19 protein-coding genes are annotated in these 15,262 nt (G+C 63.2%); 11 read left to right on the top strand and 8 right to left on the bottom strand.

The window, feature by feature from the left end; translation table 11 throughout:
* Positions 1-363: 363 nt before the first annotated feature.
* The 3 genes from ACFQJB_RS05340 (at position 364) to ACFQJB_RS05330 (ending at position 1,924) form a co-directional block, all read left to right on the top strand.
* Positions 364-1,134, top strand: a complete 771-nt coding sequence (locus ACFQJB_RS05340; RefSeq protein ID WP_379724776.1) for a hypothetical protein — start codon at positions 364-366, stop codon at positions 1,132-1,134.
* 172 nt (positions 1,135-1,306) lie between these two features.
* Positions 1,307-1,591 (top strand): DUF433 domain-containing protein, encoded by a 285-nt coding sequence (locus ACFQJB_RS05335; protein ID WP_379724773.1) that lies wholly within the window; start codon positions 1,307-1,309, stop codon positions 1,589-1,591.
* Between the two features lie 6 nt (positions 1,592-1,597).
* On the top strand, positions 1,598-1,924 hold the full coding sequence (locus tag ACFQJB_RS05330; RefSeq protein ID WP_379724770.1) for a DUF5615 family PIN-like protein: 327 nt from the start codon (positions 1,598-1,600) through the stop codon (positions 1,922-1,924).
* A gap of 61 nt (positions 1,925-1,985) precedes the next feature.
* Here the strand turns inward: ACFQJB_RS05330 and ACFQJB_RS05325 are convergent, their stop codons facing one another.
* The 5 genes from ACFQJB_RS05325 to ACFQJB_RS05305 all read right to left on the bottom strand — a co-directional run bounded on the left by ACFQJB_RS05325 (position 1,986) and on the right by ACFQJB_RS05305 (position 6,137).
* A complete protein-coding gene (locus ACFQJB_RS05325) occupies positions 1,986-2,369 on the bottom strand; it encodes an ArsR/SmtB family transcription factor (RefSeq protein WP_120103117.1) in 384 nt (127 codons plus the stop codon).
* 96 nt (positions 2,370-2,465) lie between these two features.
* The gene (locus ACFQJB_RS05320; protein WP_379724767.1) at positions 2,466-3,395 is read right to left on the bottom strand and encodes a permease; all 930 of its coding nucleotides are present in this window, start codon (positions 3,393-3,395) and stop codon (positions 2,466-2,468) included.
* A gap of 6 nt (positions 3,396-3,401) precedes the next feature.
* Positions 3,402-3,644, bottom strand: coding sequence for a thioredoxin family protein (locus ACFQJB_RS05315; RefSeq protein WP_379724764.1), 243 nt, complete (start codon positions 3,642-3,644; stop codon positions 3,402-3,404).
* A 539-nt stretch (positions 3,645-4,183) separates the two neighbouring features.
* Positions 4,184-5,245, bottom strand: coding sequence for a glycosyltransferase family 4 protein (locus tag ACFQJB_RS05310; RefSeq protein ID WP_379724761.1), 1,062 nt, complete (start codon positions 5,243-5,245; stop codon positions 4,184-4,186).
* Between the two features lie 19 nt (positions 5,246-5,264).
* A complete protein-coding gene (locus ACFQJB_RS05305) occupies positions 5,265-6,137 on the bottom strand; it encodes a hypothetical protein (RefSeq protein WP_379727964.1) in 873 nt (290 codons plus the stop codon).
* Between the two features lie 116 nt (positions 6,138-6,253).
* On the opposite strand from ACFQJB_RS05305, the gene ACFQJB_RS05300 reads away from it, so the two are divergent.
* Genes ACFQJB_RS05300 through ACFQJB_RS05280 form a run of 5 tightly spaced genes read left to right on the top strand, consistent with a single transcriptional unit; the run spans position 6,254 to position 10,574 of the window.
* A complete protein-coding gene (locus ACFQJB_RS05300; RefSeq protein ID WP_379724758.1) occupies positions 6,254-8,209 on the top strand; it encodes an aldo/keto reductase in 1,956 nt (651 codons plus the stop codon).
* Positions 8,210-8,257: 48 nt separating this feature from the next.
* Positions 8,258-8,641, top strand: a complete 384-nt coding sequence (locus tag ACFQJB_RS05295) for a DUF7475 family protein (protein ID WP_379724755.1) — start codon at positions 8,258-8,260, stop codon at positions 8,639-8,641.
* On the top strand, positions 8,634-9,431 hold the full coding sequence (locus ACFQJB_RS05290; RefSeq protein WP_379724751.1) for a CDP-alcohol phosphatidyltransferase family protein: 798 nt from the start codon (positions 8,634-8,636) through the stop codon (positions 9,429-9,431). The genes ACFQJB_RS05295 and ACFQJB_RS05290 overlap by 8 nt, the downstream gene beginning before the upstream one ends.
* A gap of 25 nt (positions 9,432-9,456) precedes the next feature.
* On the top strand, positions 9,457-9,966 hold the full coding sequence (locus tag ACFQJB_RS05285) for a metal-dependent hydrolase (protein WP_379724749.1): 510 nt from the start codon (positions 9,457-9,459) through the stop codon (positions 9,964-9,966).
* 50 nt (positions 9,967-10,016) lie between these two features.
* Positions 10,017-10,574, top strand: coding sequence for a phosphatase PAP2 family protein (locus tag ACFQJB_RS05280; protein ID WP_379724746.1), 558 nt, complete (start codon positions 10,017-10,019; stop codon positions 10,572-10,574).
* An 8-nt stretch (positions 10,575-10,582) separates the two neighbouring features.
* Here ACFQJB_RS05280 and ACFQJB_RS05275 read toward each other — a convergent pair whose 3' ends face one another.
* Both ACFQJB_RS05275 and ACFQJB_RS05270 read right to left on the bottom strand, forming a co-directional pair.
* Positions 10,583-11,569: a zinc-dependent alcohol dehydrogenase gene (locus ACFQJB_RS05275; RefSeq protein ID WP_379724743.1), complete on the bottom strand. Its 987-nt coding sequence runs from the start codon at positions 11,567-11,569 to the stop codon at positions 10,583-10,585.
* Positions 11,570-11,602: 33 nt separating this feature from the next.
* On the bottom strand, positions 11,603-12,379 hold the full coding sequence (locus ACFQJB_RS05270; protein WP_379724740.1) for a GTP cyclohydrolase III: 777 nt from the start codon (positions 12,377-12,379) through the stop codon (positions 11,603-11,605).
* Positions 12,380-12,472: 93 nt separating this feature from the next.
* Between ACFQJB_RS05270 and ACFQJB_RS05265 the strand changes: the two genes are divergently transcribed.
* Positions 12,473-13,276, top strand: a complete 804-nt coding sequence (locus ACFQJB_RS05265; RefSeq protein ID WP_379724737.1) for an HAD-IIA family hydrolase — start codon at positions 12,473-12,475, stop codon at positions 13,274-13,276.
* 45 nt (positions 13,277-13,321) lie between these two features.
* Here ACFQJB_RS05265 and ACFQJB_RS05260 read toward each other — a convergent pair whose 3' ends face one another.
* Positions 13,322-14,044, bottom strand: a complete 723-nt coding sequence (locus ACFQJB_RS05260) for a metal-dependent hydrolase (RefSeq protein ID WP_379724735.1) — start codon at positions 14,042-14,044, stop codon at positions 13,322-13,324.
* Between the two features lie 86 nt (positions 14,045-14,130).
* Between ACFQJB_RS05260 and ACFQJB_RS05255 the strand changes: the two genes are divergently transcribed.
* Positions 14,131-14,871 carry a fumarylacetoacetate hydrolase family protein gene (locus ACFQJB_RS05255; RefSeq protein ID WP_379724732.1) on the top strand — a complete coding sequence of 247 codons (741 nt, stop codon included), beginning with the start codon at positions 14,131-14,133 and terminating at the stop codon, positions 14,869-14,871.
* Between the two features lie 44 nt (positions 14,872-14,915).
* Positions 14,916-15,179, top strand: coding sequence for a type II toxin-antitoxin system HicB family antitoxin (locus ACFQJB_RS05250; RefSeq protein WP_379724729.1), 264 nt, complete (start codon positions 14,916-14,918; stop codon positions 15,177-15,179).
* Positions 15,180-15,262 lie beyond the last annotated feature (83 nt).

The raw sequence follows: 15,262 nt of genomic DNA, 5'->3' as shown, positions 1-15,262 counted from the left end.
AGGGTATCGATGTCGACACTGCGTTGGAAAAGTGGGAACTGGGGTCAAAGAGGAGCCGAGTAGCTGGAAAGTGTATTCTGTTTGCCTAAGTGAGAACAGTGACTGCGGTACCGAGAGAATTGGAACGATTTTTCGTAGCTCTGTGAGCCATACGGATGAAATGAACGAACGCGCTGAGAAGTTAGTCAAAGCAGCGGCCATTGAGAAATAGCATCCGCGAGCGTAGCGAGCGGTTCACTGCCGACCGCAGGGAGGCAGCACTTTTTATCCAGCTTTTTCAAGGAGCGGTGGCCGGAGGCGACCCGACGCAGAAAAAGATGGGATTGAAGCAAATCCCGCATCCACAATGACACACCAAATCGTATGCACGCCGACACCCCAGCGTTCGACCGCGAGACAGTCCGGTCGATCATCGCGGTGCTGACACAGCTCAAAAACACCGACACAGCAACGGGCCACGACGACCTGCTCTCGGCGGCCATCGCCCGCGTCTGGGCATGCTACGACGGCGAGCCATTCGCGGTCGACACCGAGCCCATCACGGCCACCGATGTCGAAACCGCCTACACCGCCCTCACAGCCCACAGCCCGACCCAGCAGGACGCACAGGCCTACCGCGAGTCCCACGGCACGCCACACCCCGACATGCCACTCAAAGTCGGTGCCGAGTTCGTTGATACCGCCTCCCGGTACCGGATCGGCAGTCTCCCGTCGTTTCGCACCTGGAAGGCGATCTACAGTCTCGATGGGACGGTGATCGCCGAGCGCGCCTACGACCACGAGGACGCGATCGCGCTCCGCCCGGTGATCGACGACGTGCGATACACAGCGACGGCAACGAAGCGAGACGCCGACGGCACCGTGCGGGTTACCCTGAAAGAACGCCCGTTCCGACAGGATATCGATGTCTACATTCACGACCACACAGCCGAGACCGTGACGATCGAAGGCCACGATGGCCCAAACGTCCCGAGCGAAACCCACCCGATCAGCACACTGGAAGCCGCCCTCGACAGCGAGGGAGCCGACGACACCGAGATCCGCGTCACCGAATCCCTCGACGACGTGGTTGCGTTCATCGACGATCACGGCTGGGAATACGACGCCGCCGATGATGTCGACCTCCCGGAGTGACGGGAGCACCCGTGTTGGCGACGGCAGCCAGTATACGCACGAACCGACCGCGTCACTCGGCTGTCGCAGTTGTGTCCCGAACCGTGTTGCTGATACCGCGTCACCCAAGCCAGCAGCGCAGTCTGGTCGCTGTTCCCCGAGTATTTTATCGCTACAGCCCCTACACGGTTCTATGAGCACTGGTATCGAGATCGTGCGAACGCCCGATATTCTCCACGGCAAGCCACGAATCGACGGCACACGGATCGGCGTCTACACACTCGGGGCCGCCGCCGAGTCAGGTGCGAGCGTCGACGAGTTACTCGCCGAGTATCCCACGCTCGACCGCCCGCAGATTGAGGCTGCCATCGAATACTACGAGTCCCACCCCGAATTGATGGACTACATCCGGATGCAGAAGGCAGCCACTGAGCAAGCGATCGCGGCCGAGACTCACACCCCCGACACCGACGGCTAAGTGTCGATGCGGGTGCTGTGTGACCAGATGGTGAAAGCGTCGTACGTCGCTGTCCTCGAAACTGAGTCCACCCACACAGTCGACCGCGTTCGGGATGTTCTCAGGCCCACTGCGACCGATGATGCGATCGCCGCCTACGCAACAACTAACGACTGGGTCGTTCTGACTGCTGACGATGACTTTTTCGACGAGACAGTCCCACACGGGCTCTGTTATTACACAGACAGCGACCCACCCCCACCGCGAATCCTTGTTGAGGCAATCAACGCCATTGATACGGCTTACGACGATCCCGCTGCTATCACTGAGTGGGTTCCCGACGGTTGGGTGTGAGTAGAAGCTATCCTCCGTATCAGTAGATGATTGCCCGGTGGTAGGTTTGGAGTGGCTGTGCTCACTCGCCGTCGGGGTCGCCGAATGCAGCCGCGAGATCCAGCAGTTGCAACACGGCTGTATCACCGATCCGGTAGTACGTCCATTTTCCCTGCCGGCGTTTTCTGACGATTCCTGCGTCGGCGAGTTCCCGGAGGTGGCTGGCGACCGTCGACTGTGGCGCATCAAGGACGACCTGGAGTTCACACGCACACATTTCGCCATCGCGGAGGGCATCGAGAATCCGAACCCGAGACTCGTTGGCCAACGCTTTGAATACCGTCAGCTGGGCGTCGACCTGCGTCTCATCTGCGGCGAGGTCAAATAAGGAGGTCAATCGCTCATCGGGGTTCTCATAGAGGCGTTCGAGGGTCTGACGTGTTGATTCCGGGACGGTGTCTGTCATACTCAGATGTGTGTCGACGGCGGTTGTGTTTGATTCGATACTGATCGGGTCGGGCTAAAAGCGTTTGTGACCGTGACCGGGGTGGTCGACGGCGACTCAGAGCACGATGTTGAACAACAACCCGATCACCAGGATCCCCGATGCAAGCGTGCCCGCGTAGGCGGCGATCAGCTCCTTTTGCATCACCTTCTTGAGGATCATGAACTGCGGCAGCGAGAGCGCGGCCACCGACATCATAAACGCGAGGCCGGTGCCGATCGGCAGCCCCTTGCCGATCAGCGATTCGACGACCGGGATCACCCCGAGGATATCGGTGTACATCGGCACGCCGACGGCGACCGCGCCGACGACGCCCCACTGCCCCGAGAGGTAGGTCTCGACCAGCTGTTCGGGAAGGTAGCCGTGAATGAGCGCGCCGACCCCGACGCCGACAATGACATACGGGATGATCTCGACGATGATCTCTCTGGCCTCAACGTAGGCCTCTTCGAGCCGCTCGCGTCTGGTCGGCTCGTCGATCTCGACCCCCGAATCGCCGAACTCGAAGTCGTCAACGTAGCGGTCGAATCCGAGGAGGGTGAGCGAGTAGCCGCTTGTCATTCCGATGGCGATCCCGCTGACCGCATACAGCGCGGTGAGCTCAAAGCCGACAACTCCCGGTAATACGACCAACGCAGCCTCGTTGATCATCGGCGACACTGCCAAGAACGTGATCGTGATGCCGAACGGAATGCCCGCGCCGACCATCCCCAGAAAGATCGGGATCGTCGAACACGAACAGAACGGTGAGACGATCCCCAACAGCGCGGCCAGTACGTACCCGGTAACGGCTGTCTTCCCGTCAAGGTACTCGCGGATCTTCTCCGGCGGGAAGTACGTCCGAAGGTAGGTGACGGCGAAGATCACGGCCGTCAGAATGGCGAGAATCTTCAGCGTGTCGTACACCCAGAAATGCGCGGCGGCTCTGGCCGCGCCGGTAAGTCCGATGGTGTCGACAACCCACGTTGCAAACTGCTCGAAGACCATTCCGGGTTAGACGTGCTCCGTGATGATCGATTCCAGTTCGGCTTCCGACGGTGTTGAGCCGGCAAACACGATCTCATCGTCGATTGCGAACCCTGGCGTCGACATAACACCCTTCTGTGCCAACTTGGTCATATCTGGTTCCTTCGTTACGTCCGCATCGATGTCATTCCGATCGACGATCTCCGCGGCCGTTTCCTTAAGATCCGTACAGTTGCTACAGCCAGAGGGGCCGTAGACGGTGATATTCATTGTGTCACCCCACGAACGGCAAGTCCTGTGAGCCAACTACTCGGAGAACTATCGGTTGTTTCCGGGCTGATTCGTCGATCGATTCCCATCGCAGTACCGCTGGACGCTGCCATACATATCGATAAAAATCGATTTGTATTAAATACGTTTCGGTAAAATTCGAATCGTATCTGACCCGCCATCTTTGCTCAAGTTGGTAGATGCGATCTACCGACAAAGTAGGAGAGCTAAAAACGGCTGAATACGTGGAAAAGCGACCTTCAGACGCATTTTTTCACTGAGGTTCGTTTCAGCCACGCACACTGTGTGTCCAGACAGGCAATCTAATCAATTTGCTGTCCACAATCAAACCGATATAATACGATGTATTTTTCCAGGTATCGCGGTGTCGGGTTCGAGAGTCGAGGAGTCATCAACCTCAACTCGTGACTACGGCGGCATGTGTTGTCCTCGCCGAGGCATCTCACGCATGCGTGGCTAGTAGCTACCTCGGCTTGTGAGCAAGATATCCAGCCGCTCGTACCGATGCCGACACATTCTCAGTCGAGGTCATCATCGATGATCGATTTGAGGAGCTTCCGGACTCGCGATGCCGTCTCCGTCCAGTCTGGTTGAGACTCGTATCGCTTGCGTGCAGCCTGGCCCATCGCCACCAGCCGCTCGCGGGCGGCCGCCAGCGTCGTGATCGCGTCGGCGACAGCGGCCACGTCGCCGGGGTCGACGAGAAACCCATTCTCGCCGTCTGTGACGATGTCGGTCGCGCCGCCTGCCCGTGAGGCGACCGCCGGCAGCCCGAACCCCATCCCTTCGAGATAGACGATGCCGTACCCCTCATACTGAGACGGCACGGCCAAGAGGTGATGCTCGCGGAACGCCGCGGCGAGGGCGTCGTCGTCGATCCCGCCGGTGAACGTGACACGCTCGCTCAGCCCGTGGTCGGCGACGCGGTCGTGACATCCCGAAACGTAGCCCTCGTCGACCGGGGTGCCGACGACCGTGAGTTCGGCGTCGCCGTTGGCGGCTGCCAGCCCGTCGATGAGCGTGTCGACGCCTTTTCGCGGCGTGATGTTACCGACGAACAGCACGCGGAGTGGCTCTTCGCGTGCACGTTCGGCGATCCGATCGGCTGTGATGGCTGGATCGAACCGGTCGCCGGCCGGCGGCGCGACGGCGGTTCGGTCGGCGTCGACACCGAGATCGGTGACGACATCGCGGGTGACGCTGCTGTTACAGACGACGCCGTCAACGCTCCGGAGATAGCGACGCTCGACCGCTCGATACAGCGGCCGCAGGCGTCGGTTCTCACTCGCTCGGAGATGGTGGACGATGCTCACAATCGGCGTCGAGAGCCGTTGGTTCGTCCACACAAGCGAGGGATGAGCGAGTTCGTCCTGCAGCAACACGTCGTAGTCGCCGGTGAGTCGCCGTCGCAGCCGGCGGGAGACGTTGTCGAGGAGGCCGCGGGGGTAGGATCGCCACGGCAGTTCGATGACATCGACGGTATCGCCGGCCGCTCGGAGTTCCGCGATGAGTTGCCGGTCGTAGTGAAAGCCGCCCGACTGGGTGTCGAGTTCGCCGTAGACGACGAGGCCGATCTTCATCCGTGATCCCTCCGTGGCCTCATTCGCGGTACCCCAGCGCGTCCAGTCGGTCGTCGGCCGTGTCGCCCCCGTAAACCCGACTCACCGGCAGCGACTCCGGCGGCTCCAGCGTCGGCGTTCGCGTCTGCTGGTCGGTAGCCCTCGTTTCCGCCCACGGAACGGTGATGAGCGCGGGCACGGGCGTTTCCATCGGGTGGCCGTACAGTCCCCACTCGCCAAAGAGGTTGCCGTGATCAGCCGTAATGGCGACTCGGCCGTCGACGTTCTCGCAGAGCGATTCGACCTCGCTGAGCACGTAGTCGAGATTCGCGCTGTAGGCTGCCCAGACACGGTCGACGCTGACCTCGTTCTGTCGCAGCGCGACCCACGGGTTCCCCGTGTTGCTGTGACTGCCAGCCCGCACCAGTCCGTCGTCGCCGTCGAGCGGATCGGGGACAAAGGGGTGGTGCGGTTGCATATAGTGGACGACGAGGCGGTCAGGCGCGGTTTCACGCGCAAGCGCGATAGCGCGATCCGTGACCGCCGCTGGTGGGATCGTGTTGTGTTCGTCGTCCCACGCGTATTTCCAGACCTCATCGAGGGCGGCGAAGGCGTCGGCATCGAGATAGCGATCCGTCCACGTGTTGGCAGTCACCATCACCGTTCGTTCGGATTCGGGGTGACCGCCGAAGGTGTTTTCGAGCCACTCCGAGGAGGAACTGCCGACCGAGCGGATCGAGCCGATGTCGGGAAGAAAGTCGTAGTCGTCGGCAACGGCGGCCAGCAGGTCGGCTCGACAGCCATCAAGGACGACCAACACGTCCCACGGCCGCTCGAAGACGTTCGTCCCGTACGGCAGCCGCCGGCCGACCGCCTGGATGGCTCGCAGATAGGCCGTCCCGAGCCGGCTCATTCCCGGTTCTACCACGGCGGGATTTCGGCCGAGACTGTCAAAACCCCATCGGCGAGATCCCGGCCCAGCACCCACCATCCCAAGGGAATTTTACCCCTCGCGCGTGCGGTGAAAATGTGCACTGTCTGTTCGTCGGTGCGGGCTCGATTGCGTCGTCGTACGCCGACGGCCTCGCCAAGTCTGAGCTCACGCTGGCCGGCGTCTGCGATCTCGATGCCGACCGCGCCGAAACGCTCGCTGCCGACCACGACTGTCCCGCCTTCGCCGATCTCGATGCTGCCCTCGACGCACTCGACGCGCCGCTGGTCGTCAATCTAACGAGCCACGCGGCCCACGCCGCAATCACCCGAACCGCCCTCGACGCCGGCCGCCACGTTTACTCGGAGAAACCGCTCGCCCTCGACGGCGAGACGGCCGGCGAGTTGGTTGAGATAGCCAGCGAGCGGAACCTCGCACTTGGCTGCGCACCGGCGTCCGTCGATGGCCCGACCCAACAGCGCGCCCGCCGCCTGCTTGGGGAGGGCCGACTTGGGCCAGTCCAGTTGGCCTACGCCCACGCCCACGTCGGTCGGGTCACCGACTGGCACGACCGTCCCGACTCCTTTCTGTCTATCGGGCCACTGTACGACGGCGGGGTCTACCCGCTATCGCTGCTGGTCGCGTGGTTCGGCCCCGTCGACCGCGTCCGGGTCGCTGACAGCCTCAACCCCTGGCCCGAGCGGGAACCCAAACAGCCCGCAGCTGACAGCCATGTCGAGTCGACGCTGGCGTTTCGAGCCGGCCCGACAGTGCGGCTGACAGCGAGTTTCTACGCGCCGCACCGCAGCCGGGAGTTCTACGGGCTGGAACTCCACGGCGACGACGGCTCGCTGTCTCTCGACAACACCGGCCGAATGGAACCCGAATCTGAGGCCGTCCAGTACGGCGGTCTCGGTCGGTCGTACACGACCGTCCCGCCGCAGTCGCCGACCGACGCCCGCGGCTATATCGACGCTGTCGACGACCTCGCGGCGAGCGTCGCTGCCGGCGAGCCGGATCGCCGAACAGCGCGCCGCGGGGCCCACGTCGTCGCCGTCTGCAACGCTATCGAGACGGCTGCCGCAGAGGGTGGCCCGGTCGATGTTTCGAGCCACGGAGTGACGGTTCCGGACGAGACGCAGTCGACGGCGACGACCGCCAGCGATGACCACCCGCTGTCGGTGCCGCCGATTGGGTTCGGCTGTTCGCGCTACCGCGGCGACGAGTACGTCGACCGCAAGGCGTCGATTGCGACCGCCCTTGACGCGGGCTATCGCCTACTCGACAGCGCGGAGCTGTACGGCAACGAGTTCCGAATTGGTGAGTTGCTGGCCGCGCCGGGGTCTCCGGATCGAGACCACCTGACGATCCTCGGAAAGGTTTGGCGAACGAACCACCGACAGGAGCACCTGCTGGCGGCCTGCGAGGGCAGTCTCGACGAACTCGGGATCGACGCCTTCGACTGCTATATGTTGCATTGGCCCGAGGCGTGGGCCCATCAGGGGCGGCTGGATCGGCTGGCCGAGAAACCGGTCGACGAACAGGAGGCCCTGACATTTCCGACCGACGACGACGGCGAGATCCAGACGGCCTCGATCCCGCTCGCGGAGGCGTGGGCGAATCTGGAGACGGTCGTCGAGCGGGGTTGGGCTGAGACGCTCGGCGTCTGCAACGTCTCGCAGCCGCAGTTAGAGACGATCCTCGAATCGGGGTCGATCCCGCCGGCTGTCATCCAAATCGAGCGGCATCCTTACCAGCCGCAGTCTGAGCTTGTCGAGTTCTGTCGCGACCATGATATCGCTGTCGTCGCCCACTCACCGCTGTCGGCTCCGGGGCTGTTGGACGAGCCGGTATTGGCTGAAATCGGAGAAAAATACGACCTCTCGCCGGCCGGCGTCGTGTTGGCGTGGAACGCGACCCGCGGCGTCGCCCCGATCCCATCGAGTACGACCACCGATCATATTGTCGCCAACGCGGCCGCGGTGGCAACGCGGCTCGCTCCGGACGACTGCAGCCGGATCGAAGATCTCCGCGATCCCGAGTTCAGCCGCTAACGATCATTCCGCCGATACGATTATGTGGATTCCGGCCGGTGTAAACGTATGAGCACGGATACGAGCACCCTCTCGCCGGAACTCGGATCGCTGAACGCACTCGCCTACGTCGGCATTATCGCCGCCGTCGTCTCGGCGGTCATTCACCTCCGGCTCGGTGTCGGCTTCATCGACTCGACGCTCGGAATCAGCTTTATTCTGGCTGGTCTCGGCTTTTTTGGCGTGGTCGCTCTTGTCCTCATCAACTACCGCCGCCGGACGGTCTATGCGGTCGGGGTTCCGTTTACCGCGATCCAGATCGTTCTCTGGTACGTGTTCAACTTCGCTGCCGGCGACAAGGCGTTCCCGGCCGATGTCGGCACGCTCGGCGCGATTGATAAGGTCGCACAGGTCGTGTTGATCGCCGTGTTGATCGTCCTGCTTCGTGAGTGATCGCGTGCAGCCGTGGGCGCGAGCCGCATCCAGCCACGTTGCCGTCGGTCGTGTCGCCCTCCCGCTGCTCGCGGCCGCCGTGGTCGGTCTCGGAGTTGCGGTGTTGCTCCCGGCCGAGCCCGCAGCGTGGTCACCGGTGTCGCCTGCCGCTGTCGCCGCCGTGTTCGCCGCCGGACAGCTGTGGGTCGTCGCCCACAACACTGATGCCACAGAACTCGGCGAGGAGCCGATCGGCTATCTCTTCGGCCTTGCAAACGCGATAACCGAGCTTCGAAGTGGCCTCTACGGCGTCGTCGCCGGCCTTGCTGTCGCCGCGCCGATGGCGGCCGTCACGTGGCTGCCCGGTCTCTGCTACGGCGTCGGCATCGTCCTCGACAAACTCGACGGCACCATCGCCCGAACAGTCGGCCGAGAAACCGACCTCGGCGAGCGGCTGGACATGACCGTCGACACCGCCGGCTTCGTCGCCGCGCCGGTCGTCGCCGTGCTTTGGGGCCTGCTACCGTGGTGGTATCTGTCGCTGTCGGCGGCGCGGTACGTCTTCCTCGGGGTGCGGTGGCTGCGCCGCGCCCGCGGGCTACCGGTCTTTGAGCGACCCGACAGCGACCTCGGAAAATACCTCGCGGGCGTCCAGATGGTCTTCCTGACGGCCGTGTTGCTGCCGGCAGTCCCGACCGCCCTCGGCTGGCGGCTCGCGCCGGTCGTCCTCGCGCCATCGCTGGCGGTCTTCAGCCGGGACATTTTGGCGATCAGCGGACTGTATCCGGTTCGCGGAGCCAGGGAGGATTGAAGCCGGTCGCGGTCGTACGTCTCCCGTGCTCTTTCCGACTCACCTCGTCGTCGCCGCCGGCATTGGGGTCGCTGCGCGGCTCCGCGCCGCGTCGTCGACGAGAGGCACGTCTCAGCGACCGCTAGCTATCGGCTGGCTGGTCGTCGGGGCCGCGCTACCCGATGTTGTCGACAAACCGCTGGGGATGGCGGGCGTGACGGAGCTGTTTCACTCGGTCGGCCACAGCGCGCTCGTGCTGCCGGTGATGGTCGCCGTCGCTCTCGCCAGTCGGCGAGGGCTGGCACTCGCTGTCGGTTGGGGGTCGCATCTGTTCCTTGACGCGCTGCACGTCGTCATCAACGGCCGCCCGAGCGACGCGCTGTTTCTCGGCTGGCCGGCCGTGGTGCCGCCGAATCCGCCCGCGATCCCGCCGGGCGAGTTCATCTGGTTCTATCTCGGCAGCCCGTCGTTTTACCTCGAAGTGCTGCTGTGGCTGACCGTTGGCGCGCTCGTCGTGTGGTTACTGCGGCGCAGGGCCAGCGACACACCGAACTGAGTCGATGACGCCGGGGCTTTGTCGCTCCGGCCCGACGTGTCGCCAACACCATGACGGGAGTCCTCACTGAGGTCGGTGCGATGATCGTCGGCCTCGATCAGCTTGCCGCCGATCTGCTCGTCTCGATCCGTGACCCGGCAATCACGAAGGTCATGAACTCGGTGACCGGGCTCGGCTCGGCGACCGCAGCTGGCGTCGTTGTCGGCCTGTTCTATCTGGGCGACTGGCACGAGGAAGTCGCAACATCGGTGCTCGCCCTCGGACTCACCGGGCCCGTCGTCCTGATGCTGATGGGGCTCGTCCAGCGACCGTTTCCGGCGAATCCGGTCTGTGTCACGAGCGGCGAGATGGTCGCCCACTCGTTTCCGTCCGGGCACGCAGCCAGCGTCACCGTTTTTGCGCTCCTCGCCGCGCGCTCCGAGCGGCTCCCGCTTGCGCCCACGGCCGTCCTCGCTGCAATGATCGCACTCTCGCGGATGTATCTCGGGACGCACTACCTCTCGGATACGCTCGCCGGCATCGGAATCGGTGCGGCCGCGTTTTTGGTGGCGACGCGCTGGCTGACCGATAGCCGGCAGGCGATTGTGACCTACATCCAAAACCGGTAGCAAGCAGCTTAGTACGTGAGGACGACCTGCAACACTGACTCCGAGCGGTCGTCAAGCAGTTCGTAGGCGTCGGCCGCCTGCTCGAAGGGGATTCGGTGGCTGATGAGTCGCTCACAGTCGAGGCGGTCGAGCCACTCGACGGCGGTGTCGAACCGCCGCTGGCGATCCCAGCGGCCGCGACGGGCCGGGTCGATCGTGCTCACCTGACTGGAGACGAGTTCGATCCGGTCGCGGTGGAACGAGCCGCCGAGGTCAATAGGGGCCTGTTTTTCGCCGTACCAGGAGCCGACGACGACCCGACCGTCGTAGCCGACGGCGTCGATAGCGTCGTTGAGGACGGCCGGCTCCCCGGAAAGTTCGACGGCGAGATCACAGTCGCTCAGTTCGGCTGCGGCGTCGTCGGGTGTTAGCGTTCGATCCGCACCCATCGCCCGCGCCGCCTCACGACGGCCAGCGAGTGGTTCGACGACGACGAGCTCATCGAGCGGGAACGCCGACAGCAGCCGGGTCGTACAGAGGCCGACGACACCGGCCCCGAACACGACGACCGACTCGCCGAGCCGCGGTTCGCTGTCAAGCACGAGGTTGGTCGCCGTTTCGACCGTCGGCAGCAGGCTGCCGTGAGCGGGCGAAACGTCCTCGGGCAGTGGTACGAGGTCGTCCGGGTCGGCCGTAAACTGGGTCTGGTGGGGCCGAAAGGCGAACACCGACCGATCCAGCCAGTCATCGGCCACGTCGCTGCCGGCAGCGACGACGGTGCCGGCGGCGGCGTAGCCGTACCGCATCGGATACTCGAAGGTGTCGTCGAAGGCTTCGATGTTTTCGTCGACCGGGAGATCGGTCGGCATCTCGTCGCGGTAGACGAGTAACTCCGAGCCGGCGCTGATCGCGGAAGCATCGGTCGCGACGACGACCTCGCTGGGATCGGGATCGACGCTGACCGGGCGATGATCGACTGTCTCTGGGCCAGTGAAATACAGTGCGGTCTCGCTCATAGGCGGGAGGGCGATCGAGCGGGGTGGGGCATCTCAGTCGTCTCCGGTCGCCGCCTGTGGGTGGTCGAACTCAACGATCGTCCCCTCATACCGGCAGTCTTCGAGGGCGTGTTTGGCGGCGTAGCCCGCGTCGTGGGCGGTCGTGCCGCGGCCGACACCAACCTTCAGCTCAACGCCGACGTCGTCTTCAACGTGATCGATCGCCTCACGATAGGCCTCCGGCGACAATTCGGGACAGACGGCGATGATGTTGTCGCCGCCGACGAAGAAAGAAAGCGCGCTGTGGGCCTCACGCATGTACTCCATCAGCGAGGCGTAGCTGCGCTCAATATGGATGAAAGAGTCAAACTCGTTGAGTTGATCGGTGTATTTGCCCGTCGCATCGTTGACATCGAAGTGGGCGATATGTGTCGTGGCGTCGGCATCGGTACTCAGCGGCTCGCCGGCGAGTACCTCGGTACGACCCTCGTCTTGGGCACTGCCAGCGGCTTGAATTTGCTCGGTTGCCGCATCGAGGGCGGCCGCCGGCGTCTCGGCGGTACCGATCCCGAGGCTGACGGTGACCGGATACCGGTTGCGGACACTTTCTTGGAGGGCTTTGTGGCCGGCGCGGCCGATGCCGTTGGTGACGGCGATCATGTTGTCGAACCGGCTGAAGAAGACGTAGCCGCCGCGGCTGCCGATAAACTGGGCGAGGTCGGCAAACAGCCGGGACTGCATGGTCTGGAGATCCATCTCCCGGCGTGGCTCGGGGGTAACCGTCCACGGCCCGTAGTTGTCGATCTGAATGAGAGTCAGCTGGGTCGTCACGCCGATTCATACGTGTCGCTACAGTTAGTGTCTTTCCGTTAGTCGAGGGCGGCGAACCGAGTGTTTCAATTCGGTACGGCGGCGAGACTACCCATGAGCTATCAGGGGATCGTCCTCGATGTTGATGGCACGGTCGTCCGGGAGGCAGCACCGATCGACGGCGCCGCCGAGGGACTGGACGCCGTCGACGATGCGGGGCTCCGACGAGTCTTCTGTTCGAACAATCCCACTGAACGACCCGCGGCCTACGAAGAACGGTTCGCTGAGGCCGGCTTTACCGTCTCGGCCGATGAGGTGTTTACCGCCGGGACGATCACGACCGACTACCTCCAAACCGAACACGCCGACGAGCAGGTGTTTCTAATCGGCGAGGACGGCCTCCGAGACCAGCTCGTCGACGCCGGGCTGTCGCTGACGACCGACCCACGAGCGGCCGATGTTGTCGTCGGCTCCCTGTCGACAGAGTTCGGCTACGAGACGCTCTGTGAGACGATCATCGCCATGGCCGACGAACCCGCCTTTGTCGGCACCGACCCGGATACGGTCATCCCGCAGGATGGCCCTGACCGCCCAGGCTCGGGGGCGATCATCCACGCGATGGAAGGCGTTATCGACCGATCGGTGGATGTGATCTGTGGCAAACCCTCAGCGTACGCCCGCAAAACGGTACTTGACTACCTTGGTGTCCCCGCCGAAGACTGTCTCGTCGTTGGTGACCGACTCAACACCGATATTCAACTCGGCGCGGCCGCCGGAATGACGACGGTGTTGGTGACGACCGGGATCATGGATCGATCGGCTGTGGCGGCGTCAGCAGTCACACCTGACTACGTCATCGACTCGCTGGCCGAGCTTGCGGCGATCATCGAGGAGACGGCCGAGCGATACGTCGCCTGAGTGTAGATCGCGCTGAACGCGGATCTCGTGACTGCAGCCCTATCGTTAGTCGAGAACGACCGATTCCTCGCCGTCGAGGATGTGGGTTGTTGCCTTGCTGCCAGTCGCTTTTACCTCTCGTTCCCACTCGTCGGTATCGACCTCGATCGGTGGGAACGTGTCGTAATGCATCGGGAACGCGTGTTCTACATCGAGCCAGTCGACAGCGATAGCCGCCTGCATGGGCCCCATCGTGAAGTGATCGCCGATCGGGACGGCGGCGGCGTCGGGTTCGAGATACGGCCCGATCACGTCTTTCATCTCGCTCATCAGCGCAGTGTCGCCGGCGTGGTAGAACGTCGTCGACTCGCTGTCGGCGACCTGCGTTGGGTTGGTGTCGCTGATGACGAAGCCGGCGGGCATCCCGCCCTCGTACTCGTGTTCGGTGTTGATCCCGTTGGTGTGGTCGGCCCGTACCATCGACACGAAGGCGTCGTCGCATTCGACGGTGCCGCCGAGGTTCATGCCGATGGCGTCCGTAAAGCCGAGTTCGGCGCTCGCGTAGCTGACGATTTCGGGGGTCGCAACCAGTGTTGCGTCGGTGAACTGTGCGGCGTTGCCGATATGGTCGGCGTGGCCGTGGGTGAGCAACAGGTAATCCGGGGTATCAACGTCGTCGGCTGTGAGTTCGCTGTGTGCGTTGTCGAAGAAGGGGTCGATCAGCAGCGTTGTGTCGTCGACAGTGACGTGCCATGTGGAATGCCCGTGATAGGTGAGTTCGAACGACATAGTCACGCGATACTACCGTCAGCAGGCATATAAAATTCGGCCGCGGTGACCACAACACGTTTTTGCTCACCACCACGACAGCCGGTATGCACCTTGTCCGCTTCAGCGATCCATCGGGTACCATCCGACAGGGCACCGCTACCGAGGATACCGTCGCCTTCGGCGATCAACAGTACGCCCGCGACGATGTCGACCTCCTCCCGCCCTGTGAGCCGACGAAGCTCATCTGTGTTGGCCGCAATTACGCTGACCACGCCGCCGAGCGCGATTCGGCTGTGCCGGATCGCCCGCTGTTGTTCCTCAAACCGCCGAACGCCGTCGCCGCCCCGGAGTCGACAGTGACGCTGCCGGCCGGCAAGGAGCGGATCGACTGGGAGGCCGAGTTCGCGGTCGTCATCGACGAGCAGTGCCGCAACGTCGCCGCGGACGACGCCCTCGATGTCGTTCGCGGGTATACCTGTCTCAACGATATCTCCAACCGCGACGACCAAGACCGCGAACAAAACTGGGTTCGCGGGAAGGCCTTCGACAACGCCGCACCGCTCGGTCCCGTGGTGGCAACGCCTGACGAGGTCCCCGACGACGCCAGCATCGAACTTCGGGTTAATGGTGAGGTCAAACAAGCTTCAGCCATCGATCAGTTTTACTTCTCAGTCTCGGAGCTGATCGCAGAGATCACCGAGTACATGACCTTAGAGCCGGGTGACGTAATTTCGACAGGGACGCCGGCCGGCGTCGGCGCGCTCTCAGATGGTGACCATGTCGAAGTTGAGATCGAGGGGATTGGGACGTTGGAACACGACGTTGCGATTCCCGACAGCGATTGATCGGCCCCCGAAGCGTTTTGATTCATGCCGAGCTACTAACTCGTATGGAACGAGCCGATTCGGGCGATTCGGATGCTCGAACTCGGGAAATCCGTCTGCTGAAAAATCCGGACGGTCGGTGGACAGCTCGTGATCTTCGCGTCGGGGTGACCGCACAAGGCGAGAGCCGTCAAGAAGTCCTCGACAATCTCGACGCCGTTGTTGCGGCGGTCGACGGTGAGGGTGGAAAGACGCCAACTGACGAGGAGATTCAAGAGCTCGGCATCGATCCCGAGGTCGCTCGTTCGCAAAGCAACGCGCATCGATAGGCAATAACAATCACCAAGTTGACAAGCCGACAACCGCCCAATCGAACCCGTGTAAGCACGCTTAAGGCCCGCGGGCCGCTCCC

The sequence above is a fragment of the Halonotius sp. GCM10025705 genome (assembly GCF_042662885.1).
GTDB classification, from domain to species: domain Archaea; phylum Halobacteriota; class Halobacteria; order Halobacteriales; family Haloferacaceae; genus Halonotius; species Halonotius aquaticus.
This window is presented reverse-complemented; position numbering and strand designations above follow the sequence as displayed.